At 38.1% G+C, this 23,438-nt stretch carries 23 protein-coding genes; 10 read left to right on the forward strand and 13 right to left on the reverse strand.

Annotated features, from left to right (window positions below):
• Positions 1 to 104 precede the first annotated feature (104 nt).
• The 6 genes from IL355_RS09035 to IL355_RS09060 all read left to right on the forward strand — a co-directional run bounded on the left by IL355_RS09035 (position 105) and on the right by IL355_RS09060 (position 4,402).
• The gene (locus IL355_RS09035; protein WP_192461836.1) at positions 105 to 695 is read left to right on the forward strand and encodes a YdeI/OmpD-associated family protein; all 591 of its coding nucleotides are present in this window, start codon (positions 105 to 107) and stop codon (positions 693 to 695) included.
• An 85-nt stretch (positions 696 to 780) separates the two neighbouring features.
• Entirely contained in the window at positions 781 to 1,473 is a 693-nt protein-coding gene (locus tag IL355_RS09040; RefSeq protein ID WP_192461837.1) for a DUF2490 domain-containing protein, read from the forward strand.
• A gap of 78 nt (positions 1,474 to 1,551) precedes the next feature.
• Entirely contained in the window at positions 1,552 to 2,193 is a 642-nt protein-coding gene (locus IL355_RS09045; protein WP_192461838.1) for a hypothetical protein, read from the forward strand.
• Positions 2,194 to 2,378: 185 nt separating this feature from the next.
• The gene (locus IL355_RS09050; protein ID WP_192461839.1) at positions 2,379 to 2,987 is read left to right on the forward strand and encodes a superoxide dismutase family protein; all 609 of its coding nucleotides are present in this window, start codon (positions 2,379 to 2,381) and stop codon (positions 2,985 to 2,987) included.
• A 69-nt stretch (positions 2,988 to 3,056) separates the two neighbouring features.
• A complete protein-coding gene (locus IL355_RS09055) occupies positions 3,057 to 3,599 on the forward strand; it encodes an RNA polymerase sigma factor (RefSeq protein ID WP_192461840.1) in 543 nt (180 codons plus the stop codon).
• Positions 3,599 to 4,402, forward strand: coding sequence for an anti-sigma factor (locus IL355_RS09060; RefSeq protein WP_192462121.1), 804 nt, complete (start codon positions 3,599 to 3,601; stop codon positions 4,400 to 4,402). Before IL355_RS09055 ends, IL355_RS09060 begins: the two co-directional genes overlap by 1 nt.
• Positions 4,403 to 4,459: 57 nt before the next feature.
• Here IL355_RS09060 and IL355_RS09065 read toward each other — a convergent pair whose 3' ends face one another.
• The gene (locus IL355_RS09065; protein WP_192461841.1) at positions 4,460 to 5,185 is read right to left on the reverse strand and encodes a TIGR04283 family arsenosugar biosynthesis glycosyltransferase; all 726 of its coding nucleotides are present in this window, start codon (positions 5,183 to 5,185) and stop codon (positions 4,460 to 4,462) included.
• A gap of 108 nt (positions 5,186 to 5,293) precedes the next feature.
• On the opposite strand from IL355_RS09065, the gene IL355_RS09070 reads away from it, so the two are divergent.
• Positions 5,294 to 6,082: a DUF547 domain-containing protein gene (locus tag IL355_RS09070; RefSeq protein WP_192461842.1), complete on the forward strand. Its 789-nt coding sequence runs from the start codon at positions 5,294 to 5,296 to the stop codon at positions 6,080 to 6,082.
• A 9-nt stretch (positions 6,083 to 6,091) separates the two neighbouring features.
• On the opposite strand, the gene IL355_RS09075 is transcribed toward IL355_RS09070, so the two are convergent.
• From IL355_RS09075 to IL355_RS09090, 4 genes are all read right to left on the reverse strand, one after another.
• Positions 6,092 to 7,189: a BamA/TamA family outer membrane protein gene (locus tag IL355_RS09075; RefSeq protein WP_192461843.1), complete on the reverse strand. Its 1,098-nt coding sequence runs from the start codon at positions 7,187 to 7,189 to the stop codon at positions 6,092 to 6,094.
• Positions 7,190 to 7,810: 621 nt separating this feature from the next.
• Positions 7,811 to 9,088 (reverse strand): tetratricopeptide repeat protein, encoded by a 1,278-nt coding sequence (locus tag IL355_RS09080; RefSeq protein ID WP_192461844.1) that lies wholly within the window; start codon positions 9,086 to 9,088, stop codon positions 7,811 to 7,813.
• A gap of 138 nt (positions 9,089 to 9,226) precedes the next feature.
• Complete coding sequence (locus IL355_RS09085) at positions 9,227 to 10,051, reverse strand: DUF4331 family protein (RefSeq protein ID WP_225621163.1); 825 nt, start codon at positions 10,049 to 10,051, stop codon at positions 9,227 to 9,229.
• Between the two features lie 25 nt (positions 10,052 to 10,076).
• Complete coding sequence (locus IL355_RS09090; protein ID WP_192461845.1) at positions 10,077 to 10,757, reverse strand: DUF4331 family protein; 681 nt, start codon at positions 10,755 to 10,757, stop codon at positions 10,077 to 10,079.
• 296 nt (positions 10,758 to 11,053) lie between these two features.
• On the opposite strand from IL355_RS09090, the gene IL355_RS09095 reads away from it, so the two are divergent.
• Positions 11,054 to 12,241 (forward strand): LETM1-related biofilm-associated protein, encoded by a 1,188-nt coding sequence (locus IL355_RS09095; protein WP_192461846.1) that lies wholly within the window; start codon positions 11,054 to 11,056, stop codon positions 12,239 to 12,241.
• A gap of 80 nt (positions 12,242 to 12,321) precedes the next feature.
• On the opposite strand, the gene IL355_RS09100 is transcribed toward IL355_RS09095, so the two are convergent.
• The 5 genes from IL355_RS09100 to IL355_RS09120 form a co-directional block, all read right to left on the reverse strand.
• The gene (locus IL355_RS09100; protein ID WP_192461847.1) at positions 12,322 to 13,077 is read right to left on the reverse strand and encodes a LytR/AlgR family response regulator transcription factor; all 756 of its coding nucleotides are present in this window, start codon (positions 13,075 to 13,077) and stop codon (positions 12,322 to 12,324) included.
• 36 nt (positions 13,078 to 13,113) lie between these two features.
• Positions 13,114 to 13,458, reverse strand: a complete 345-nt coding sequence (locus IL355_RS09105; protein WP_192461848.1) for a 2TM domain-containing protein — start codon at positions 13,456 to 13,458, stop codon at positions 13,114 to 13,116.
• Positions 13,459 to 13,487: 29 nt separating this feature from the next.
• Positions 13,488 to 13,811 (reverse strand): 2TM domain-containing protein, encoded by a 324-nt coding sequence (locus IL355_RS09110; RefSeq protein ID WP_192461849.1) that lies wholly within the window; start codon positions 13,809 to 13,811, stop codon positions 13,488 to 13,490.
• Between the two features lie 13 nt (positions 13,812 to 13,824).
• Positions 13,825 to 14,127: a 2TM domain-containing protein gene (locus IL355_RS09115; RefSeq protein ID WP_192461850.1), complete on the reverse strand. Its 303-nt coding sequence runs from the start codon at positions 14,125 to 14,127 to the stop codon at positions 13,825 to 13,827.
• Between the two features lie 135 nt (positions 14,128 to 14,262).
• A complete protein-coding gene (locus IL355_RS09120) occupies positions 14,263 to 15,600 on the reverse strand; it encodes a 2TM domain-containing protein (protein ID WP_192461851.1) in 1,338 nt (445 codons plus the stop codon).
• A gap of 254 nt (positions 15,601 to 15,854) precedes the next feature.
• Between IL355_RS09120 and IL355_RS09125 the strand changes: the two genes are divergently transcribed.
• Positions 15,855 to 16,850 carry a DUF1028 domain-containing protein gene (locus IL355_RS09125; RefSeq protein ID WP_192461852.1) on the forward strand — a complete coding sequence of 332 codons (996 nt, stop codon included), beginning with the start codon at positions 15,855 to 15,857 and terminating at the stop codon, positions 16,848 to 16,850.
• A 4-nt stretch (positions 16,851 to 16,854) separates the two neighbouring features.
• On the opposite strand, the gene IL355_RS09130 is transcribed toward IL355_RS09125, so the two are convergent.
• From IL355_RS09130 to IL355_RS09140, 3 genes are read right to left on the reverse strand one after another with little or no spacing between them, the layout of a single operon-like run.
• On the reverse strand, positions 16,855 to 17,982 hold the full coding sequence (locus tag IL355_RS09130; RefSeq protein WP_192461853.1) for a Gfo/Idh/MocA family protein: 1,128 nt from the start codon (positions 17,980 to 17,982) through the stop codon (positions 16,855 to 16,857).
• A gap of 10 nt (positions 17,983 to 17,992) precedes the next feature.
• On the reverse strand, positions 17,993 to 18,850 hold the full coding sequence (locus IL355_RS09135) for a sugar phosphate isomerase/epimerase family protein (RefSeq protein ID WP_192461854.1): 858 nt from the start codon (positions 18,848 to 18,850) through the stop codon (positions 17,993 to 17,995).
• 25 nt (positions 18,851 to 18,875) lie between these two features.
• Positions 18,876 to 22,373 carry a PVC-type heme-binding CxxCH protein gene (locus IL355_RS09140; RefSeq protein WP_192461855.1) on the reverse strand — a complete coding sequence of 1,166 codons (3,498 nt, stop codon included), beginning with the start codon at positions 22,371 to 22,373 and terminating at the stop codon, positions 18,876 to 18,878.
• Positions 22,374 to 22,532: 159 nt separating this feature from the next.
• Between IL355_RS09140 and IL355_RS09145 the strand changes: the two genes are divergently transcribed.
• Positions 22,533 to 23,399 (forward strand): AraC family transcriptional regulator, encoded by an 867-nt coding sequence (locus IL355_RS09145; protein WP_225621164.1) that lies wholly within the window; start codon positions 22,533 to 22,535, stop codon positions 23,397 to 23,399.
• Positions 23,400 to 23,438 lie beyond the last annotated feature (39 nt).

Here is a 23,438-nt window from a genome sequence, read left to right on the forward strand (position 1 = left end):
TAGTTTAATACAATTGCTAAAAGTAAGGATTCATGCCTTATTAGCCCAAGTTTTTTAATGTAAAACGCTATTTTTAAATGTTCTATTGAGAATCTTGCAAAACGATGAAAAATATTGAAGAATATTACTTTCCCACTGAAATAGAATGGAGAAATTGGTTGCTGGAAAACCATACAGCGTCTCAAGGCATCTATCTCATTTTTTATAAGGTTGACCACCCTAAAGAAAGCATGAGATGGGAGGAAGCAGTGCAGGTGGAACTTTGTTTTGGATGGATTGATAGTACGGTAAAAAGTTTGGGCAATGGTAAAAGAAGACAATATTTCTGCCCAAGAAATCCTAAGAGTGTTTGGAGCAAGGTAAACAAAACCTATATTGAAGAACTAACCGCTGCCGGAAAGATCCATGCTTCAGGGTTTGAATCAATTAAAATTGCCAAAAAGAACGGCTCATGGTCACAACTTGATGATGTTGAAAACGCCATAATACCCAAGGACTTACAACAAGCTTTCAGCCAACATCCCATAGCCCATAAAAATTTTATAAATTTTACCCACAGCCAGAGAAAAAGTTACTTATATTGGCTTTTTATTGCCAAACGAGAAGCAACACGGCAAAAGAGAATTTTAGAAATAATTCAACTTAGCTCAGAAAATATTAAGTATAGAATTACAGGCTCTTGGGGCCAAAACTAGAAATTTGGTTTTCCTTAACATCATAAATTTCTCATAACAAGGTCGATTTTCCTATTTTTATCCACTTTAAGCCTATCTGACCACTATGAAATTTAGACTCCTCTTTTTACTTTTTATTTCTACCCTTGTTTTAACGGCACAAGATAATGGAGAAGACCAACTAGGTTCTTGGCACATGTACTTTGGAACCAATAAATTATCAGATAAATATAGTCTTCATACCGAGGCACAACTCAGGTATTATGAGAATGGGAAAAACTTTAATCAGCTATTGCTTAGAACCGGTATCAACTATCATATTAATCCCAATGCCATTGCAACCCTCGGCTATGGTCATATTACAACGGACGGAAGTTTTGAGGAATTCCCCAATGAGACAAATTCCATTGAACATCGAATTTTTGAGCAGTTCATTTTAAAGAATAAAGTTTGGGAATTTAATTTTGAGCACCGTTACCGCCTAGAACAACGTTTTATCGATTTTGGTGATCGAAACGACACCCAACATCGAGCGCGGTACCGGCTACAGGTAACACTACCGCTTACCGATATCTTTTTCTTAAATTTCTATGACGAAATATTCCTAAACCTACAGGACCAAGTATTTGGCCAAAATCGTTTGTATGGTGCCCTGGGCATCAATGTCACCCATAACCTTAGCACCCAATTAGGGTATTTAAAAAACCATTTTCCAACGGCACATTATGACCGTCTACAAATTGGTGTTTTCTATAATCCTGATTTAAGAAAACTGTTCTCAAAAAAAGAACAAAGCTAACATAAGAATTAATTGACCTCTCCTTTGTCATACCTTTTTTATATATCTAAATTTGGCAACAACTAAATCCTAAATACAATGAGACAATTAACATCCATTGCGGCTTGCTTAATACTACTATTTACCGTGAGCTGTAAAGAAACCAAAAAAGAAGAAAAGGCAAATGCCGAGGCGGAGGTGGAATCTTCCACAGAACAGTATCGTCTGGTCCAAGACTCTGTAAAAGTAAGTTTTACGGCCTATAAAACAACAGAAAAACTACCTGTTGGAGGTCAGTTTAAGGAAATTAAAATCACCAATTCCAACGGTGGGGCAACGCCATTAGAAACTTTAAATGGAGTTGAATTTAGTATTCCGGTCAGCAGTCTTTTTACCAATGACGCAACAGGTACTAGAGACCCCAAAATCTTGGAATTTTTCTTTGGAGCCATGAATGACACCGAATTGATTTCTGGAGTTTTTAATGTTAATGAGAGTGGTGAAAGCTCCATAGACGTGACGCTTAATGGCGAAACTTCCACCATTCCATTGACGCAAAAGAAAGTTTCTGAAACAGCTTTGGCCTTTGATGGCGTCATGAATTTAGAAAACTGGGATGCACTCGCAGCCGTTTCCTCCATCAACAAAGCTTGTGAAGCTTTACATACAGGAAAAGACGGCGTAAGTAAAACTTGGAGCGAAGTAGCCGTACACGCAGAAGTTGTAGTTGAAAAAAACTAAATAAGTAAACAGTTTCTTTTATAGCTTTTGTACAAAAAACATCCATTGGAAGGCATTCCATGGATGTTTTTTTGTGTTCCTATCTTTTTTTAGCGCAAAGAAATCTAATCCTATCTCAGAAACCTTAAATACTTGAGAAGTATAATTCTAATTTTTACATTTCGTCAAATCTAAAAACTAGAACAATGAGAAAGATTTATTTTATTATAGTAACTGCAAGTATACTGGCCTTTACAGGATGTAAGGAAACTAAAAAAAATGCTGACAGTGCTGTGGATTCAATGGAAAAAGAAATGGAAAACATGGAAGAGACCGCCAAGGAGATGGAGGAAAGTACCATGGACCAAACAATTACTTTAGCTATGAATTCCGCAAGTGATAGTGGTGTAAAAGGTGATGTTACATTTACCCAAAATGGGGAAGAAGTAATGATGATGGCCAAATTTACGGGACTGCAAGCCGGAAATCATGCTATTCACTTGCATGAAACAGCCGATTGTTCTGCCCATGATGGTAAATCTGCCGGAGGCCATTGGAACCCAACAAATGAGATACACGGTAAATGGGGAGATGAAGAAGGCTACCACAAAGGTGATATCGGTAATTTTGTTGCAGATGAAGACGGTAATGCCAGTGTAGAATTTTCTACTGACGAATGGTGTATGGATTGTGATGACGATACCAAGAATATTGTAGGTAGAGCCGTAATTGTGCACCAAGGAAAAGATGACTTTACTTCACAACCCAGCGGTGATGCCGGCGCTAGAGTAGCTTGTACCGCCATCATTAAATAATTCTCCATATTGAATAAAACACCAATTAGGTGTTTTATTCATATATTTATTCCCACCTTAAACTCCTCTATGGATTTAGATGAATTAGTAAAACGATTCCAGAAAAAAGACGTGCTCGCATTTGAACAATTGTACGGCATGTACTGGGAGAATATATGCGGGGCCATTAATATTATTGTCAAGAATAAATATATGGCAGAAGAAATCTGCCAAGATGTATTTACAAAAATCTGGCACAATGCAGAAACCTATAACCCTTCAAAAGGTAGGTTTTTCACATGGACATTGAATATAGCGCGTAATGCTGCTATCGATAAAGTGCGCTCAAAATCCTATAAAGATCAAAAAAAGAACCTTTCTGCAGACTACTTCGTAGGTATTTTGAACAGAGCGGATACAGATAATCATCAAGATGATGCTCCTGTAGATTTAACCGCACTTAAAAAGATGGTTTTAAACCTCAAGGAAAAGTGTCTAGAAATAATTGAAATGCTCTATTTTAAAGGGTATACCCAAAAAGAAGCATCTCAACAACTGGATATTCCAATTGGTACAGTTAAAACTAGAAATAGAAGCTGTATTTCCAAATTGAGGGAAAATATGAATGTGTGATGGAAGTAGAGAAGTACATAGAATCAGGTATACTGGAGCTGTATGTAGCTGGTCTTCTAAGTGAAGAGGAAAACTTTGAAGTATATCAGAATGCTCAGAAATATCCAGAAATCAGGAAAGAGATTTTGGAAATAGAAAAAGCAATTCTGCAATTGACCAAAGCATCTTATCCAGATTTGGTTCTTAGAAAAGGATTTGATGATATTCGCTCTAGAATAGGCATTAAGAAAGAGCCTAAAGTTGTTCAGCTACCTAAAGAAGAAAAAACAAATTGGACAGCCTATTCTGGTTGGGCCGCTGCCATATTGCTAGGACTTGGATTGTTCTGGTTCTATAACCAAAATAATGAGTTGCAATCAGATATAAAAGTTGTTGAACAGCAAAATGAGGTACTAGAGCAACAAATATTTGAAGCTCGCGGTTCCTTGACCAATACCCAAGAGTTACTCAATGATCTTAGGGATAAGGATGTAGCCGTAGTTTCTTTGGGTGGACAAGAAGTTTCACCAGAATCTTATGCCAAAGCTTATTGGAACAAAAGGGAAAACAAAGTGTTTATAGATGCACAGGGATTACCAGAACCACCAGATGGAATGGTATACCAAGTATGGTCTCTTAAACTGGACCCTTTGACACCAACAAGTATGGGATTGTTGGAGGATTTTACCATGGATGAGAATAAAGTTTTTGTCTTGAACAATCCTAACGAAACCGAAGCATTTGGGATTACCTTAGAGCCTGCAGGTGGTAGTGAATCTCCAACTTTGGAACAGCTCTATACCCTGGGAGCGGTAACCTCTTAAAAAAAACATAAGGACAACAATCAAAAAACCTTGGCATCACACCAAGGTTTTTTGATTTCATTCACTATAAGATAAATGCAACAACTTGTTATGCAACTTTTTAAGTTTTTCAGCGGAGTAACCAGACTTGAACAAAATTACTAGGAGCAAGTTGCTTAAATTAACACGTAAATAAGAGTTTTTTTCATATTTTCTAGCGGATACCAACATATCATTTTTAATGATGGTATACTTGATATTGGACTTTTTCATACGTTTAAAAAACTCAAAATCCTCCATTAATACCTGTGACTCGTCAAAACCATTCAATTTTTGGAATTGGTTCTTTTCAATAAATAGACATTGGTCACCTCCTCCTGTAAACAATCCATCTTTTGCTGTAAAATAGGCATTGATGCTTAATAAGATACTTTTCTTATCAAACTGATATGAAAAGAACCCAGCATCAAATCCAGATGCAATAGTATCTACAATATTCTTGGCAAAGTCTGAGGGTGGTAGTACATCTGCATGTAAAAACGCCAAAATAGAGCTCTGTGAATGTTGAGCCCCCATATTCATTTGTACCGCCCTACCCTTTTCATTAGCCCTAATCCACTTCACCTTTGGCCCAAATTTTAGTTCTTCCGAACCATCGGAATTTAAACCGGAAAGAACAACGATTACCTCCATGAGCAAATCCCCCCCCTCATTCACTAGTTTGGGAACAAGTAATTTTAGATTATCCTTTTCGTTATGCGCAGGAATGACCACGCTTAAATTGAACTTTTTGTTTGTTTTCAAATAGATAAATATGGACTTATGATTAAACGGAAAGGTTATTTCTATCCGTTCGACCAAACCATAGTATGATTTTTACGTAAATAAAGTTACAATACTTAAATTACAAGAATGAACCCTATCCTATATAAATTTCTATGCTTTTCGCTTTTTACTATTTCAACCGTTTGGGCCAACGACATGGATTTTTCCACAAATCAAGATACTGATTGGAACAAAGTCTCTGAAAATTTTTTGAAAAATATCCGAGATGGAAAAAGTACGGCAGATATACGAACGCAACTTTATAACACTACACTACAGGAATTAGAAACCTCCTTGGACACGGATAAAAAAAAACTGGCGTTCTGGATCAATATTTACAATGCATACATCCAAGAAATCCTATCCAAAAGTCCAGAAAAATATCAAGACCGGTCCAATTTCTTTAAGGCAGAGCAAATACCTATTGCCGGAAGAATGGTTTCGTTTGAAAAAATTGAGCACGGTATCATAAGAAAATCACAATGGCCATTAGGGCTTGGACTTGTGAGGAAATGGTTTCCAAACAAATTTGAAAGAAAACTTAGGGTGGATAATAGGGATTTTAGAATACATTTTGCCCTAAACTGTGGAGCAAAAGATTGCCCTCCAGTAGCCATATATAAGGCAGCTGAAATTGAAAATCAGTTAGCTAAAGGATCGGAAAATTATCTTAAGAAAACAACGGAATTCAATGAGACTACGGGCGAAGTTACGGTAACTCCTCTTTTTAGTTGGTTTAGAGGCGATTTTGGATGTAAGCGTGGTATTAAAAAGATTTTAAAGAAATACCATGTTATTCCACGTACAAAGCATATTGATTTGATTTACAAAAATTATGATTGGACGTTGGATCTTGACAATTGGACCAAACTATAATACATTAATTTAAAAAGCTTCTTTAATGGTAAAGTAAAAGTTACCGCCTTCTGCAGACATTCCATAATCAACTCTTAACCGCACGCCATCGCGTTTATTGATGACATACCTTAGACCCACGCCAGCTGCCGGCTTATATTGGGAGCTAAAGGTTTCCCCCAAGTTAGGAGCCACGGTTGCCGTAGACCCAAAAGCAACGCCCCCAAATCTTCCAGCAATTGGAAAACGGTACTCCATTGCCAAAGTTAGTTCTGCATTATCTTGAAACCTTCTATTATTAAACCCTCTTGTGCGTTTTGAACCTAAATAATACAAATCATAGAAAGGAGTATTTTCCGTGCTGCTCGCTATAAAAAAGTTAGCGGCAATCACCTGCTTCTTGCCTACCTTTTGGTAGTATCTATTATCCAATTCAAATTTGGAATAATTAAAAGAGGAACCTAAAAATTTAGCGGAGGTAAAAAAGTTTCCCTGCAAATAAAAACCTTTGGTAGGAAAAAAGATGTTGTCCCTCGTATCATAAATGGCCTGCAAACCTATATTACTGACAGTTCCGTCTTTTTTTCCAGATACATTTGAAGCTTCCAGAATACCCCCCTCTTCCACCTTTAAATTGGTAAAAACATCCAATTCATATCCTACACCTATAGAAAAGTTGGGTACAATTTCTCTTAGCAAGGATAAACGAACCCTCGGGAATGTTACTTCATACGTTTCTTCGTCTTCCTCCAAGGCATTGATACCAACCCCATAGAAATTATAGAAATATTTATAAAACCCAACCTCTCCCAATAACCGCCACCTTTCATTATCCTTATAAAATTCAAAAGGGGCATAAACGAGAATTTGACTTTTGGTAGTATAACTTGCACCTAATTGCACAGAAGACGGCCTGGTCTCGTTGTCTTCACCTCTTAACCAAAAATTACCAATACCCAAACCTCCAAAACCAAAAGCGGTTTCAGGCGTATAAAATGCCACGGGAAAAGCCGAAATCTTAAGATTCTTAACTATGGAATCGTTTGAGGAATTTTTGTTATTCTGGGAAAATATGCTTTGCGTAATAACTATACAAAGAAGAAGGATAATTTGACCTTTTTTAAACATGCACTTGTTCTAAATTTCTAGAGATAAAATACTTTTTCTACAAAGTGAAGAAAATACATGTATTTGCTCGAAAAAAAAGGCCCAATTGAAATTAAAAATTGCTTAGAAAAATTACTTTTTTATACACTGACAAAGGAAGATGTTACCAACTAGCCTAATGACTCGCTGATTAACATTCTCCATATTGGGGCATTGGCGCAATGATAATTGCCCTAACATATAAATGTTTGATTTTGAATAAGTAACAAAAACTTTAATTAAGTACTATTTTTTTGATTTGAGCAATTTTCTCAAACCTCTATGTGCGGTGACTACCTTTAAACACAACCACATCATGAATGATAGCCATATCACAAAAAAAACATACTCCATAACACTATTAATTTAGGGGAACTACTAGGTTAACGTTTCTTTTAAAATTGAAATTTTCTATAATTTCAGTATAGCAATTTAAGTTTTGGAGATATAAACTTAGAAAACCTATTTAAACTTTCCTACAAAAAAGTTAAAAATGTAAAATTTATTAACAAAAATTGTGGAAAAAAAGTGCTCCAAGGTTAATTGGAGCACTTAGAAAAAACCAACACACCTAAAATAATTGAGATGTTCTTTCCGAATTTTCTAAAGATTCACAATATCTTGCTTAGTGCCAGGTCCTAGTTCATAGACAGCGCTCAATAGCTCTTGTTTTAAATCTATAACTTTCTTATCATATCCGGCAGCCTTATAAATTTCCGCAGCGTTCAGTAGTATTCCGGGTTCAAAAGTCTTTCCCTCAATTTGGGATTCCACAATTTCCAAGGCCTTTTCCACATTACCCATTTTGAAATAACTATAGGCTAGTAGACTATAGGATTCTGGTGTAGGCCTATTGGCAACCTCCTTTTTTGCCAACCTAAGCGCTTTTGCATATTCCTCTGTTTCCGTTAGATAAAGTGATACGTTATGGGCATTGTACATATCTCCGTAATCTGGATTACTTACATGCTGAAAATATTTTTCCAAGTTGTTCAGGCTTTTTAAATCATCGCCCATATAACCGGCAATTTCCGCCTTTAACAAATAATAATCGGGTGATTTATAATTCTTGGTAACGGAATCCAATATTCTCATAGCCTCTTTTGGTCTATTTTCATGGGAGAATACAATCCAAGCAATTCCTTTTTTGGCGTAGGCATTACCAGGATCAATTTCCAATGCTTTTAGGTAATGGTTATACGAGTCTTTAATTCTGCCTGCATGCCCATAATAATCTGCCAAATTGGTATAGGACCAAAGTTTCAAGGATTCATTTTTGGCAGTTTCGACTTTCTTCATAGCTTTTTCCATAAAACGAATGGTAGCATCTAAATCGCCCTTATAATCATTCCATTTTGCCAATCGTATCAAATACCCAAAATCTGTCATATCCTTGATACTATCCAATTGTGCCCTTGCCGTATCATAATTGCCCAATTCCATATGTACATCAAACAGAAGACATTGGCTTTGGTTAATACCGTTGTTTGTTGCCCTAGCGGAATCTGCCATCTGCAAAGCCTCCATAAACCTATGTTGGGAAATATAATTTCTGGCCAAGGCCCTATAATAACCTGCCTTGCCTACAGCTGCAATCTCTACAGCTTTTTCCAATACCTGCTCGGCTTTTTTTAAATAAGCTATTTTTCCGGTATTCTGAAAGAAGCGACTGTATTCACTTCCTACGATTCCAAAGCTCATTAGCTGGGAACTATCCTTTTTGATTTTAGAATCCCACAGCTCAAAATATTTGGAAGTGTTACTCCTTGGCTCAGATGCCAAATAAATGTCATAGTCTTCCTTTTGGGTAATTTGGTTATTATTCTCACTGGAACAAGATGCGAACAATAGAAGTACCAACCCGTAAAGTAAATTCTTCATTTTATTAGTATTTTGGTTTTTTCAAGATGTTTTCCGCCATTACCCTGAGTTAACTCTTAAAAATCAACAACATCCTTTAGGATAAAGGAAAGGGAGGATGGTTCGCACCCTCCCAGTTCTTCTTCATAGATAAATATCTTATTCAGGCATGTCCAAGTATGGAAAGGTAACTGTAGGAGATGCGGTAAACGATACCCCATCTGATACCAATATGGGAAAGGTACCTACACCTTCTACCTCTTGACCGTTGAAACGTGCGCCGTCTCCTCCACCGAACAACAAGATCAAGGAAACATCAATTACATCATCTTGCAGTGTTCTTCCGGTCAGTCCAATGGCACCCTCGTAATTTGGAGCTCCGGAACCGGGATTGAAATATGTGGTAGGTAAATTAGGAGCCACTTCCAAAACATCATTTGCCAAAACAGTGGTCAAAACCTCTGCGGAAACAGGATTATCCGTAAAACCATCCTTCTCAGGACCATTTAAGATATCCCCTAAAATATTTGGTTGGTAATTAACATCCTCTTCGTTTAGCCCCAACAAATTGGCATATACATCGTGCAAGCCTTCCAAGCGGTTTTCAAAGTCTTTTTGATAAAACTCTGCTATTCTGTGCGGCTCTGCTTGATTGTAAGGATCTTTAAAATCCTGAATACTCAAAACAGTGTTTATTCCTGGCCTACCCATAAAATCAACTTGTGCATAAGTACCGGAGAAATCAGGCATTTCCTCTTCCTCCATATCGTCATCAGGCTCCATCATTTCCTCGTCCGGTTCCATCATATCTTCACATGGTTGACAGGATGTTCCTCCACAATCCACGCCTGTTTCAGTTCCGTTCATGATACCATCACTACAAGTGGCCTGTACAATGGCATTATCATCATCCTCACTACACGCCACAAATACAGTGACAAAGCAAAGAGACATCAGCATATATTTTAAATTAATAAGTTTCATTCTTTTCTATTTATAAGTTTGTTAATTATTGTTTTCCGTTAGTGGTTACCCATGTTTTATAGACCTCAAGTCCCAAAACATTGGTAGCGGTAGTCTCTCCAAGAATACTATTTGGGATCTCTACAACCAATGCCATGGTATTGGCACCATCAAATGTATCTACGGCTTCTCCCTCTGGTAAAAAACCTTCCGGTGCCTCTCCACCAATTACTTTGTTAAACTGATTGAAGTCAAAAAAGAAAGCGTCTTGACGTGGACCAGCGAATAATGAAACTCCATCTTCAGTAGTAGTTACGATGGCGTTTTCATCTGAAATTGCCACCTTGCCAAGAGGCATATCTACCATTACTTCACTGGTTTTACCCAACATTGAAGGTTCTACAGGGCCAAAGAAATACATGTTACCATTTCTTGGTATAGCTTGGATGACCAAATCCTCAATAAGGTCATTGTCCGTATCTATGTTAATCTCTGTTAAGACATCTTCATCAAAAGTACCATAGGCCAAATCTGGAACAACATCTGTTTGTAAGTCTACCACGAAAACGGTATTATCCGGATTGCTAGGCGATTCAAATCCATAAAAATCCGCAATATCTGCGGTGTTTCCCGTGGTACTGGGAGCATCAATGTGATCGGCTGCTACTAATACAATACCAATCGCGGCCAGCATTCCCAGACCAATTAAAAGTTTTGTTTTTTTCATTTCTAATTTTTTAAAGATTGTGATTAATTATTTCAACCTTACGTACGGCATATTTATTGGAGGGTTTGGTTTCAAATGTTAAAGTAATGTTAATGTATTTCGGTTTTTATTGTGTTGAGCCACGCAACTTTTAGTAAATACAATAATAATTGGTGAGATGCCGCAGATTCACAAAAACCGCTCTATTCCATTGAAATTTCCTTAGTTTGACCACGTTAGGAAATCAAAATATAACCTTGCTTCATTAAGTTTAAACTGAATTTTATAGTAATTTGGCCCTTTAAACTGAGGTTGATATGAACCCTTCAGCAAGCGGTTGGATAGATAAGTTCGGTTCTTTGATTGCGGACCAACATGATGCATTTCAAGATTTTTCTACCTTCTACATACTACTAAAGAAGTTAGGATTTGTATACGGTATTAATGTTGCGATTCCTAATTTCATTCCCACGGAGCATGAACTTTCTGAAGACGAAAAGGCTAAAATTAATCTTATAACGGCTCTTTATGGCACCTTTAGATTAGAAAGTAACAGCACTAATTTTAAGGATTTTACCTCTTCTGTTTTTAAATTTTACAAAGAGCTTAAAATTGGAAATAGTTCCTTACTTAACCGATTGCTGATAGGAAAAAATACATCTGCCCAATTAGAGCAACTTATAGACTCGCGTGCTTTTCTTGAAGAGAATCTAATCGGAAAAACATTTAGCAGTTTTATAACCAATTCGCTATTATTTATAGATGTTCTTCTATACAAACAATACTTGGAGGATGCCAGCGAAATTAGAAAGCAAGCTCAGCGATTGGAATATTTGACCATTAACATTACCTACCACGCTCTTAATTCCAAAAAAAAGAACAGAAGTGATGTACGTTTGGAGCAATTGTTCGCTTCTTCTCTCACTTTTATTGAAGTAAACGAAAAATCATTTGATGGGCATTACCGCAAACAGTTGGTGGGCAACAAATCGCCTTGGGAAAACCAATATTTTTTAGATATCGCCTGCCTCACGGTTTGGGAAGATCATTCATTGGATTATCAGGAATCGGAATTCGTTTTCGGATTCGGAAAGGATTTAGGTTTTGGGGAAACGGACATTAAAAAGTCACTTTTTGAGGTACAAGAATTTTTCAAAATTAATTCTAGATCGGTACCCTTTTTAAAGGATCACAATCTAGCCGTTCAATTTTACGACAGTATGGCGAAGGTGGTCAACAAGCTTATTTTAAGAAATAGCAAGCGACTTCAAAAAGAACTTTCCCAAAGTAAAGAACTGGTCTATCTGTTATCCAAATCGACCGTCAAAGATTTAACTTCTGAAGAGAAGAAAAAAGTGCAAAATCAGTTGTTGGATATATTTAAAAGTATACCGTCTTTGGCAATTTTTTTACTTCCCGGAGGGGCTGTTTTACTACCTATTTTTATCAAGCTCATTCCTAAATTGCTTCCCTCCGCTTTTGATGACAATCGTATTGAAAAGTAACTTTTTTCCGATACTTTTACAACTATAAGAAATATCTATTTAAAGATTTAAGTATTTTTAATTCAATATTTTAAACACTATTACTCTAACCATAACTTAAAGTCTTTTACTCGTTCCCTACTAACAATAATTTCCTGCTCCGAGAAGTGGGAAAGCTTAATTTTCAACCTTGAATTGGTATAGGAAATGATATCTTTAATGTGGTTTATGTTGACGTAGAATTTTCTGCTCACCCTAAAAAAGTCTTTAGGCTCCAAATCCTCTTCCAAGTTTTCAAGGGTGGTATCCAACAGGTAATTTCTACCATCGGAAGTAGCGGCATACGTACCTTTGTTCTTGCTGTAAAAACATTCAATCTCTTCCGCATTCAAGATTTTAAGATGTTGCCCAACTTTGGCGGTAAACCGCTTTTTGAATTCCCTTTCCAATGGGTTGACCAATAGTTTTTTGATATCATCAAAATCAAGTGTAAGCTCTTCCTTTTTAGGGCGAAGCGTTTTGTATTTGGCTACAGCCACCTCCAATTCTTCTTCGTCAATAGGTTTTAGCAAGTAATCTATACTGTTAAGCTTGAATGCCTGTAGGGCATACTCATCATAAGCCGTGGTAAAAATAATAGCACTTTTAACCTTTACGTGCTCAAAAATCTCAAAGGAAAGTCCATCAGAAAGTTGAATATCCAAAAATATCAAATCAGGATGGTCGTTATTCTGAAACCACTCAATGGATTCTTTCACAGAGTGCAGCAATACGGCGGCATCCATGCCCATTTTCTGTAAAAGCCTAGAGAGTCTTCGTGCGGAAGGTTTTTCATCTTCAATAATCAGGGTCTGCATAAGGGTCGGTTCGTCTTTATGTTGGTATTGAATATATTACTGGTCTTCGTTCATGAATTTCTGCAACTGGACTTCCTCCCAACGTTTTAACCAGTTGGGTTTTAGATTTTTCCATGAAAATATTTTCCCCTTAAATGCCAGCCAACCGTGAACCGTTAAAATGACACCCCAAATAATGGGCGTTAATATAATGTTCAACCATAAAAAATACTGAAAGTCAGCAGTCAAAACCTCTTTTGCTTCAAAAAACCCATAAATCTTGCCCTTGAAAGCAAAAAGCAATACATTGGCGATAAAGTATATGGCTGCGTGCTCATAAAAATCCCTGATACGGTCTACTTTTGTTCTAGCTTCTTTATATCCTAATTTTGATTTGGTCATTACTCTTTTTTTGATTGATAAATAAACTCTTAATATTTTTTAGCTTCCTCCCTATCTTCTTCCATAAACTTTTCAATTTGGCGTTTCTCCCAACTTTCAGTGAAAATCGGGTTCCAATTAAAAACTTTGGCCGCATGAAAAACAAGTCCAATACCCCAAAAGAAGGGAGTACTAAACGTAGCTATACTGAAGAATGCCTCATTAAAACTCTCCCCCCCACTAATTCTAGCGGATACGGTTACCGTCATTACAAACAGATTAACCAGCGTAAATACGGTAGCATGAGTGTAAAAACCTTTTAATTCTGCCACTCTTTTTTTTGCTCTTGATTTCTTTGATCTTCTATCTTCCATAATTTCTGTTTTACTATTCCCAGCGCTTAACCTGGTCGTCTTCTTGCATGAACTCCCTTATTTTGCGCTCTTCCCAATTTCTTCCAAAAAATGGACTCATGCCGTATACCTTAAACCACTGGAACACCAATCCTATTCCCCAGCCAAATGCCGCCCAAAGAAACCAAGGGTAACTCCATTGGTCTACATAATAATTTAAGCCTGCCAACATGCTAATAATGACAATATAGGAGATAAGGCTCGTATAAAATTTCTTTATTTCGGCCACACGTTCCTTTGCCCTAATATATCTGTTCTCTTTCTCTAATTCTTCCATTTTGTTTGGTTTTAGTTGTTGTTTCTTTTACAAATTTGGGGTTTCAAACCCATGTTTTAAAACCTATATTCCCCAATTGTTGATTTTAAAGGATGAATTGAAATCCCTTTTAAAATCTATATGTATACCAATCATTTAAAATTTGTCATCTCCCATCAATTCACGCATCTTCTTCTCTTCCCAGCGTTTTCCCCATAAGGGATTGATACCATAAGCCGCTAGTCCGTGAATAGTTAGACCTATACCCCACCCACAGATTGGAAATAGTACCCAAGGAAAAGAAGTTGTTTTCATGTTTAAATAGGCCAAAAACGGAATAACAATGAGATAGGCCAATAAATTTCCATAGAACGACTTAATATTCTCAACTCGCTTTTTTGCCTTCTCATATCGTTTCTCATCTATATATTCTTGTTGGTTTTCCATAACGGACACTTGCCTTGATAGCATAGGCAGATATACTTTAAATTGATTCTTGTTTTTATCAATTCTCACCGTACGGTCCGTCAAAACGGCATATCGCTGCCTAATGTTCTGCAACCCCACGCCCGTACTTTTTTTAACCACCTTCTTTTCTTGAAGGTTATTGGAAACCACCAACATACCTTCCTTCTCAAAAACCCGAATATGCAATGGCTGGCCAGAGGTAACAATATTATGCTTTACTGCATTCTCTAACAAGAGCTGTAACGAGAGCGGAATTATCTTTGCCTCGGGGTTTGAGCTACGCTCCGGAATTTCAAAAACAATACTATCTTCAAACCTCATCTTTAAGAGTTGAACATAGGTTTTTGCAAAGGCCAACTCCTCATCTACAGAAATTAGGTCTTTATTCTTTTGTTCAAGTACATACCTATAAACTTTTGATAAAGAGGTGGTAAATTTTTGTGCTTGCACTGGGTCTTCTTCAATCAAACTGGTCAATACATTTAAGCTATTGAACAAAAAATGTGGGTCTAACTGGTTCTTCAAAGCATCAAATTGAGCCGATGCCGTACCCGCAATTATCTTCTGTTCCTTGACCTTGGTTTCCTGCCGGTACTTGTAATAGTAAAATCCGTAAAAGAGTACCAGGACAATTCCGGAAATAAAAAGAGAATAATAGTAGTCTCCCGGTCTCTCATCAATCAAAAACTGCCAAAAGTCTTGTTGATGCAAAACAACCACGACAATTGTCCTTGCTATAAAAATACCGACTACTGAAATTCCAAAATTAGCCAACAACCCCAGGAACAATCTTCTAATAGACTTAAAATTGCTGCCTATTTTCTGGTCTAGAAACCGCCACATGTACACATTGGCCAAGTATAATATGATGGAGAAAATTAGATTCTCATAATACCTTCGCCAAATTACAGCCAAATCAAACCCGTTGCTAAATCTACCCGTAAAGTAGAAACTGGCAAGGACCACCAAATAAATAACGGTGCCAATAAGAATGGCAAAGGCTACATCTTTAATAAATTTCTGCATAATTCAAACCTCTGTTTAAGTGAGGATTTTTTTCATCTATGGTTAAATATAAGGAAAAGACAGGCTGCTGCTTTTTTTACTTAAACTACCACCTAATAGATTCCAAATTACAATTCCTTACAAAAATCCATACAACCTATCATAACTTATAAAATAGCTTTCCCAACTGTAATATTCCTCTACCGAATTGCATTTAGCAGACCTTTTCCTCCGTAACCTACATTTTGACTATCTTGGAAAACAAAAACAGTCCTATGAAAAAATTGCTTCCTTTCCTTATTGTTTTAATACTAGTAGTATTTAGCTCAAAAGAACTCACTGCACAAGGTGTTTATAAAGACCAATTTGCCCATACTTTTTCCATTGTAGCCAAGGATACGGCTACTGGGGAAATGGCCGTTGGGGTGCAAAGCCATTGGTTTTCAGTAGGAACCATTGTTGCTTGGGGCAAATCTGGCGTGGGAGTGGTAGCCACACAGTCTTTTGTCAACCCAGCCTATGGACCGCAGGGATTGGATTTAATGTCAAAAGGAATGAGTGCTAAAGAGGCGCTAACCACGCTCACTGCCAAAGACGAAGGCAAAGCCTTTAGACAATTAGGCTTTTTGGACGCACAAGGTAATGCTGCATCCTTCACAGGAGAAAATTGTGTAGCCTCTGCAAGTCATTACGTTGGGGAGAATTTTGCCGTACAGGCCAATATGATGCTCAATGACGATGTAATACCTGCCATGACGAAGGCTTTTGAGGAAAATGCTACTCTTCCACTAGCAGAAAGAGTGGTACTTACCATGTTGGCTGCTCAAAAAAGTGGCGGTGATATTAGGGGAAAACAATCCGCAGTCTTAATAGTTGTGGGAGCCGAGCCTACAAAGAATGTGTGGGAGGACAAAAAAGTAGATTTACGTGTAGATGATAGTACTGAACCCCTCAAAGAGCTAGACAGGCTTCTAAAAGTACATAGGGCGTATGAGCATATGAACAAAGGGGATTTAGCGGTAGAGGCAAATGATATGAGTACTGCATTGGCCGAATATGGTGCCGCACAAAAGATGTTTCCAGACAATCTTGAAATGAAATATTGGACTGCCATTGCCCTTGCAAATAGCGGACAATTAAAAAAATCACTACCCATTTTCAAATCAGTTTTTGAAAAGGATGCCAATTGGAAGACCTTAACAAAACGCCTTCCAAAATCTGGTCTTTTGACCGTTTCAGAAGGCGATTTGGATAAAATTTTAAAGCTTTAAATGCCTAGGATAATGTAAATTCTGGCAATTTAATGATTTCTCCACCTTTCAACGCCGATTCATGGGCCAAAATACCCACACAAGTGATGTTGGCAGATTGCTTGGCATTGGGATAAGGTGATGTATCTTTTACCAAAGCATCCACAAAAACGTGGACCAAATGGGGGTGAGACCCACCATGACCTGCCCCTTGGGTAAAAGACAAATGCTGGTTATCATCTGTATCATATACTCCCTGAGTGGTAAAACGCTGGATTTCTTCTGGTAACAATTTGGCAAAATCAGGACTTTCAATTTCTTCTGGTATTTCTGGTTCCGGTTTCTTTGCCGTATGTACCACCAAAGGCTTTCCTTCAATTAATGGCCATTCCACGGACTTTTTTGAACCATAAACTTCAAAACTCTCCCTGTACTGTCTAGCAACATCAAAAAGGGAACGGTACACTTGGGCGCTTAAATCTGAATCCTTGAATTTAATATGGGTGGTTTCTACAGCAAAAGGAGAATTGTAATGTCCAATCAGCTCTTCACGGATAGTTCCGGAGCCAAAGCAGGAAACATATTCTGCCTCACCTCTGGTTAAAGCCAATACAGGTCCTACACAGTGAGTTGCGTAATGCATAGGCGGTAATCCTGGCCAGTAATTGGGCCACCCATCCATATCCTGTTGATGACTCGCCTTTAAAAACTGAACCTTTCCTAACTCACCATTATCATACAATTCTTTCATGTACAAAAATTCGCGGGCATAGACTACGGTTTCCATCATCATGTAGGTGAGTCCCGTTTCTTCCGTCAATCGCACAATTTCTTCGCATTCTTCAACAGTAGTAGCCATAGGTACTGTACACGCCACATGTTTACCCGCTTTTAACGCTTTAATGGATTGAATGCCATGATCGGGAATAGGCGTATTGATATGAACGGCATCAATATCCGGATCTTTTAAAAGCTCATCATAGTCCGTATAGCGTTTTTCAATGCCAAAGGCATCGGCCAATTCGTTCAATTTAGATTCATTTCGCTGTGAAATAGCTACTAGATTGGCATTGGGGTGTTTTAAATAAATCGGTATAAATTCCGCTCCAAAACCTAATCCAACTATTGCTACATTTATTTTTTTATCACTCATTTATATGTAATTATTTAAATGTTTGCTTTAAAAATTTTAATCCTTCCGATGCAAATTGATCTTGACTGTTCGCTATGGTTTTCCAGATACAAACCGCACCCGCCAATTCCTTTATTTCAGGCGTGAAGCTTTCAATTACGATGGCACCTTTGTACCCAATATCTGTAAGTCCTAATTGAAAGTCTTGCCATGGGGTCAATCCGGTACCGGGAATTCCCCTATGATTTTCGGAAACCTGAACGTGTATCAATTTATCCCCAACGGTATTGATAGCTTCCCGAATGTTCTTTTCCTCAATAGTCATATGAAAACCATCTAAAAGTACCTTTGCGTTGCTTTCATTGATGTCACAAGTTAGTCGAACTACATCCGAAGCGGTATTCACCATGTCCGACTCAAAACGGTTAAGTGGTTCCAACGCAATGTTCTGTCCTTGATCTTTAGCAATCTCACAAACCCTTCTTAGATTTTTTACCGCTAATTCCCACTCTGCCTTTCGCTGTTCTTCAGGTATCATTCTTGCCTTACCCACCATACTATACATAGGGCCGGCAAGAAAATCTACCTCCAACAGATTGCAGAGCTCAAAACACTGCTCAACATATGTGAAACAATTTTTATGTAGGGTCTCGTCTTCACTAGTCAGGTCTTTGGTGGGACCAAAAACCCCACAAACTGAGGGTTCCAAACCATTTTTCTGTAATTCTTCCTTTACTACTTTCCCATCGATCAAACTAGGGTCCTCTACCGGTATTTCCACCAGATCATATCCCAATTCTTTTATTTTAGGAAATAGGGAAACCGATTCCGTAGTAAAAGGGGATTGCCATAACCAAGTACTCACCCCAAATTTGTATGCGTTTGACACGTTTATATTTTTTAATTCCTATTTATTAATTGGTAACCACTTTCATTACCCCTTGCATGATTCTCCAATGCCCAGGGAAGGTACAGATATAAGGGTACTCTCCAGGTTCTGATGGCGCCGTGAATTTTAAGGATACCTTCTCCTCCGGATTTATCAAGGCAGTGGCAAATAGCACTTCGGACATTTCAGGTACATAGTTTTTTGAAGCCCCGTCAGGGTCTGCCGCCATTTTATCAGCCGCGGCCCCTACCTTGTCCTTAGTTCCCGGTTTTACGATAACCAAGTTGTGCTGCATAAAATCAACATTGTCCAGCACCAGCTCTACTTTTTCACCGGTTCCAACTACAAATTCGGTCAAATCAAACTTCATTTCATTTTTGACCACTTTCATGTTGATGACTACCCTTTCCGAATCATCTTCCTCTTCTCCCAAGCCATTAGCCGTACCCTCGGAAGCATAATTTTTCACAAACACTTCGGCAATCGTACTGCCTCCAAAAGAGTTTTTGGCACTTGCCGAAAAATCGGTTTCTACCTCATACTTCCAAGTGCCCGCAAGCGGCAAATTCTTTTTATCGGAACGCAGATATAACTGATCTGGTTTCCCATAAACACCACCGCCGCCACCTGTATCCTCTACACGTATGGCCAAAACATTTTTTCCTTTTTTGAACAGGGAATTATCTATCTGGTAATACCTGTTTCTATCATATTCCCCTTCGGTAACCCCTATTTGCGTTCCGTTTAAATAGATAATATCAGAATCGTCAATAGGCCCCAAGGAAATATAGGTTCTTCCTACGGGATCAAATTCAAATGACTTTCTAAACCAAATGATTCCGTCTATGTTCAAACCGGCATCTTCAATGAATTGTGGCAATTCCATGGTTTTCCAATTGCTATCATCAAAGTCTGTCGCTTCGCGCTTGGCCACTTCCACTTTTTCCACGCTAAAATTGGGATTATCCGCAAAGTAGGCCGAGTTAAATCCTTCCTTATGTTTCGCCGCAGCCGCATAAACTGCCTTGGACAACCAACTGTCTTCCAAAATAGTGTCGTCCTCACTTAAATCGAACAATAGTTTTCCAATCGCATCGGAAGGTCCTCTTTCCGCCAAATAAAGGATGGCCGCCATGCGCACAGAGGCATCCTTGTCATACAGTACTTTTGATTCTTCTACAACCTTATCCGAAGCTTCTGTTCTTGGTAACATTTGTAATGCCGCCTTACGAACCGCTGCCGATGGATGACGAAGCGCTCCTTGCACTACTTCCCTAGCTTCTTTATTGGCATCCAAGGACACAAGACCATCAATGGTCCACAATGCGTGGAAAGCCCCAACATTCATTCCCGTTTCGTCTTGTGATTGGTTTTGAACTAATTCAAAAAGCTCCGGAAGTATTTTAGTATTACCGCTTTCTACCAATAAACGCTGGGCCGTTATTCTCCAGAACATATTGGTATTTTGCAACTGCTCCAATAGTTCATCTGAATCTGAAGCATCCAAAACCAAACTTTCCATTTGCCCCTCACCCTTGGGAACAATTCTCCAGATACGACCTCTAGATTTGTCACGTAATGGGTTTACATAAGCGTTTCCATCACCATTCTCGGCTTTGTAACCGCCTCTTTCCTCACTCGGGGTTGGGTTGTGCTGAATAATGAAATTGTACCAATCTGCCACCCAAACATTACCATCAGGACCTACTTTTGCTTCTACCGGTGACACCCACTCATCTGAACTTGCGAACAGGTTACCACCGTCCACTTCCTCGTACCCGGCACCAACTTTTTTAATTTTGTTGATGTGGACCAAATTTCCGGTGGGTTCACAAACAAAGGCCATTTTATTCCAATACTTGCTAGGATAATTTCTAGCCGTATAAAAATGGTGCCCTGCAGCAGCCGTAAATCCTCCAAAGACATCTACTTGCCTTATATTATCGGTTATAGGCTGCATGGAATAGTGACCATCTATTTTCAGACTTCCGGTTGCGGGTATTCCTTTTATGTCATCCATTAAAGCGTTGGGTATACCAACATAAACACTATGGGTATTGTTGGCGGTGGACGCAAAGATTGAATTGTCTTCCATAAGTCCCAAGCCCCAAGTATTGTTGCTGGTATTGGTCAATACCTCAAAAGTTTCCTTTTTAGGATGGAATCTGTATACATTCTGATTGAACTTAAAATCATCACCAAAAATTTGACCTTCAAACCCGGAATACCCAACTACTCCATACAATTGATTGTCTATTCCGTATTGTAAATTGGATGGTCCAGCATGGGTATCAAAAGTGCCCCAGCCGTCTATCATTACTTCGCGAACATCTGCTTTGTCATCCCCATCGGTATCTTTTAAGTATAAGAAATGAGGTGCCTGAGAGACTACGATTCCGCCATCATAGAATGAAAAACTAGTAGGAATATTGAGGTTTTCGGCAAAAATGGTAAACTTATCGGCCTTTCCATCGCCATCCGTATCCTCGCAAATTTTAATTCTGTCATCCCCCACTCCATTGTCATTTCTTACTGTATTGGGGTAATCAACGGTTTCAATGACCCAAAGCCTACCTTTTTCATCCCAATTAATGGCTATGGGATTGATAATATCCGGTTCAGAAGCAAAAAGCTCCAATTTAAATCCTGCCGGGACTTGGATAAGTTTTTCAGATTCTTCTGGAGATAAAGGCAACTGATATTTAGGAGCTGGATCTCTTTTTTCATAATTGGGGATATTGGCCCTTTCTTCATATTGAAGCACAGGTATGGTCGATGCAAAAGCTTCCCAATTTTTTTTGGCGGTATCGTCCACTGCCCATAGAATGCCCTCTTTTACCAAATTTTGAAATCCAGGATGGGTCCATGTGCGCTCATCATGCCCGTATGCGGTATAAAACACTTTTCCCTCTCCATAGTTTTTCACCCAAGTCCATGGTTCGTGATGGCCTCCCTCTACTCTCTCCATTAGAACCTCAATATCATCTGCAATCTTATCATGTACATAAGTTTCATCCCAAGTAGAAAATGACTCTATATTTTGCATTATGGGATGCTCTTTTTTGATAATTTCCGTTGTAAATGTCCCCATACCATGCTCCTTGAACTGGGCTCCTACCATATTAATATATTCAGGAGAGTTCTTAAAACAGAAACTTGCACAGTGTAAGGGAACAAAAGCGTGCCCCTCTTTTACGTATGAAAGCAATGCCTCTTCTTGGCTTGGGGTAATTTCTTCATGATTGGCGTAAATAATGAGACCATCGTACAAGGATAGGTTCTCGGCATTTAAATCATTTACATCCTCTGTATAGGTAATATTTATTCCGTCTTTTGTTAATGCAGATGCCAAAATGGGGAAGTATGCCTTTGAATTATGATGTTCTATTTCATGACCTAAAAAGAGCATTTCTATTCTTCTGGGTTGATCATCCTTCCAAGCCTGCTTTTTTTCTTTGGAACCACAACTTACCAAAATGAGTAAAAAAACGAGGGTTCCAAGCGTTGAGAAATTGAGTTTCATAGGGTGTTAATTTTCAGTTATCAATAATAGTGATAATACACACTTAAAATTTACCCTCTAATATCACATACTGACTGTTTTATATCATAAAAATAGAATTAATGGAATTTTAATGATAATTTAGTTGTTGAACTACAAGAATGCACCTTAAACCATATTTTGAAAGCAGCTTTAGAAAAATCGCCCATTCCCGTTTCCCGCGCATATGTTGCCAAACTATTAAACGAGCCCGTCTTTGACCCCCATTGGCACTTTCACAGCGAATACCAAATATTTATGGTCTTAAAGGGTAACGGCACCCGATTTATAGGCGATAGTGTAAAACCTTTTAAAACAGGTGATATCACCTTTACCGGCTCTAACCTGCCGCACCTTTGGCGTAGCGACCAAGAACAGGAACAGGATCAAAACATTGCATGGAGCAAAGGGGTGGTCATCTATTTTAAGGAGGACTTTTTAGGTGATAATTTTCTTAGAACGCAAGAAGCTATAAGACTTAAAAACCTTTTTGACAAAAGCTTGCGCGGAATGGAGTTTACAGGACAAACCGCAATGAAACTTCAAAAAATGATTCTAGAACTGATAACACTTGAAGGATTGGACGGTATATTACACCTGTTAAATATATTAAAAACCATTAGCCAAACCGAAGATTACAATTTATTGGCTAGCCCAGGATATACCAACACACTTAGAGAGGCAGACACAGAACGTATGTATATGGTGTACGCCTACGTGATGAAAAATTTTAAAAATAAAATCGCCCTTTCAAAAGTAGCGGAAATGACCAATATGACACCCACATCGTTCAGCAGATATTTTAAAGTGCATGCCAACAAATCATTTACCCAATTTGTAAGTGAAATTAGAATAGGACACGCTTGCAAACTTTTGATCGAGAAAAAGAAAAATATTTCCTCTGCCTGCTATGAGAGTGGATTTCAAACCCTGAGCAATTTCAACAAGCAATTCAAGACCATCACCAAGAGGACTCCAAGGCAATACAAAAAGGAATACGGATTGTAAGAAAGCAGCACGCAATAAAATCCTGTTTAGTTAATGAAA

Source organism: Euzebyella saccharophila (genome assembly GCF_014855495.1).
Taxonomy (GTDB): Bacteria; Bacteroidota; Bacteroidia; order Flavobacteriales; family Flavobacteriaceae; genus Euzebyella; species Euzebyella saccharophila.

Bases quoted from the DNA above. Each gene is read 5' to 3' on its own strand.
- IL355_RS09105 (WP_192461848.1), bottom strand. From the start codon at position 13,458: ATGACCAAATCAAAATTAGGATATAAAGAAGCTAGAACAAAAGTAGAC.
- IL355_RS09050 (WP_192461839.1), top strand. From the start codon at position 2,379: ATGAGAAAGATTTATTTTATTATAGTAACTGCAAGTATACTGGCCTTT.
- IL355_RS09085 (WP_225621163.1), bottom strand. From the start codon at position 10,051: ATGAAACTTATTAATTTAAAATATATGCTGATGTCTCTTTGCTTTGTC.
- IL355_RS09070 (WP_192461842.1), top strand. From the start codon at position 5,294: ATGAACCCTATCCTATATAAATTTCTATGCTTTTCGCTTTTTACTATT.
- IL355_RS09075 (WP_192461843.1), bottom strand. From the start codon at position 7,189: ATGTTTAAAAAAGGTCAAATTATCCTTCTTCTTTGTATAGTTATTACG.
- IL355_RS09045 (WP_192461838.1), top strand. From the start codon at position 1,552: ATGAGACAATTAACATCCATTGCGGCTTGCTTAATACTACTATTTACC.
- IL355_RS09100 (WP_192461847.1), bottom strand. From the start codon at position 13,077: ATGCAGACCCTGATTATTGAAGATGAAAAACCTTCCGCACGAAGACTC.
- IL355_RS09120 (WP_192461851.1), bottom strand. From the start codon at position 15,600: ATGCAGAAATTTATTAAAGATGTAGCCTTTGCCATTCTTATTGGCACC.
- IL355_RS09115 (WP_192461850.1), bottom strand. From the start codon at position 14,127: ATGGAAGAATTAGAGAAAGAGAACAGATATATTAGGGCAAAGGAACGT.
- IL355_RS09140 (WP_192461855.1), bottom strand. From the start codon at position 22,373: ATGAAACTCAATTTCTCAACGCTTGGAACCCTCGTTTTTTTACTCATT.
- IL355_RS09110 (WP_192461849.1), bottom strand. From the start codon at position 13,811: ATGGAAGATAGAAGATCAAAGAAATCAAGAGCAAAAAAAAGAGTGGCA.
- IL355_RS09040 (WP_192461837.1), top strand. From the start codon at position 781: ATGAAATTTAGACTCCTCTTTTTACTTTTTATTTCTACCCTTGTTTTA.
- IL355_RS09125 (WP_192461852.1), top strand. From the start codon at position 15,855: ATGAAAAAATTGCTTCCTTTCCTTATTGTTTTAATACTAGTAGTATTT.
- IL355_RS09055 (WP_192461840.1), top strand. From the start codon at position 3,057: ATGGATTTAGATGAATTAGTAAAACGATTCCAGAAAAAAGACGTGCTC.
- IL355_RS09035 (WP_192461836.1), top strand. From the start codon at position 105: ATGAAAAATATTGAAGAATATTACTTTCCCACTGAAATAGAATGGAGA.
- IL355_RS09080 (WP_192461844.1), bottom strand. From the start codon at position 9,088: ATGAAGAATTTACTTTACGGGTTGGTACTTCTATTGTTCGCATCTTGT.
- IL355_RS09130 (WP_192461853.1), bottom strand. From the start codon at position 17,982: ATGAGTGATAAAAAAATAAATGTAGCAATAGTTGGATTAGGTTTTGGA.
- IL355_RS09060 (WP_192462121.1), top strand. From the start codon at position 3,599: ATGGAAGTAGAGAAGTACATAGAATCAGGTATACTGGAGCTGTATGTA.
- IL355_RS09095 (WP_192461846.1), top strand. From the start codon at position 11,054: ATGAACCCTTCAGCAAGCGGTTGGATAGATAAGTTCGGTTCTTTGATT.
- IL355_RS09090 (WP_192461845.1), bottom strand. From the start codon at position 10,757: ATGAAAAAAACAAAACTTTTAATTGGTCTGGGAATGCTGGCCGCGATT.